1 protein-coding gene is annotated in these 594 nt (G+C 63.5%); it reads left to right on the plus strand.

The window, feature by feature from the left end; translation table 11 throughout:
- Positions 1 to 139: 139 nt before the first annotated feature.
- Positions 140 to 376: a hypothetical protein gene (locus SPHV1_RS02230; protein WP_008831822.1), complete on the plus strand. Its 237-nt coding sequence runs from the start codon at positions 140 to 142 to the stop codon at positions 374 to 376.
- The last annotated feature ends 218 nt before the right edge of the window (positions 377 to 594 follow it).

A 594-nucleotide genomic window follows, 5' to 3' on the forward strand; every position in this document is an offset into this window, starting at 1 on the left:
GCGGGGGGGGTTCAGGTAGGTGCGTGAAATGAATCAGCACACGAAGCATTGCCTATATAGCCCTTTTCCCTTGCCAATCCAATAACCGGCGTGCGCGCGGCGCGTTCCCCTCCTGTTCCGTTTGGCGCATAAGCGCCCAATGGCCGCGAACTACAACCGCCCCAAGCCCATTGATCCTATCTGGTATCGGCAAGGCTGCTATCTGCGCATCCAGTGCGCTTGCGGTCGCCGCGTCGTCGCCCCGCTGGGCGACTTCGCCCGCTCACGCCGCATTTCTTTCGATACCCGCATATACGAACTCATCGCGCGGCTTCGGTGCAGCCAGTGCCGCCGCAAACCTTATGCGGACGTGTCGCGCAACCGCTCGGGCAATTAAACTGACGGAGGATCCGATTACTCGGATGCTTCCGGCGCTATCCGTTGGGCATGTCGCCGGCGACATGCCGCAGCGCCCGCTAGGTCGCCGCTATGCTATGACCTGGCGGGCGCTTTTCCTAGATTGAGGCGGCAATGCCGCCGCGCCCGCTGTTCGACTTCGGGGCCTGTTCCTGCCCCCTGCCGCAAGGGCTGGACCGTCTCGGCCGCTATGCGGCC

Source organism: Novosphingobium sp. KN65.2, from assembly GCF_001368935.1.
In the GTDB taxonomy this organism is placed as follows: domain Bacteria; phylum Pseudomonadota; class Alphaproteobacteria; order Sphingomonadales; family Sphingomonadaceae; genus Novosphingobium; species Novosphingobium mathurense.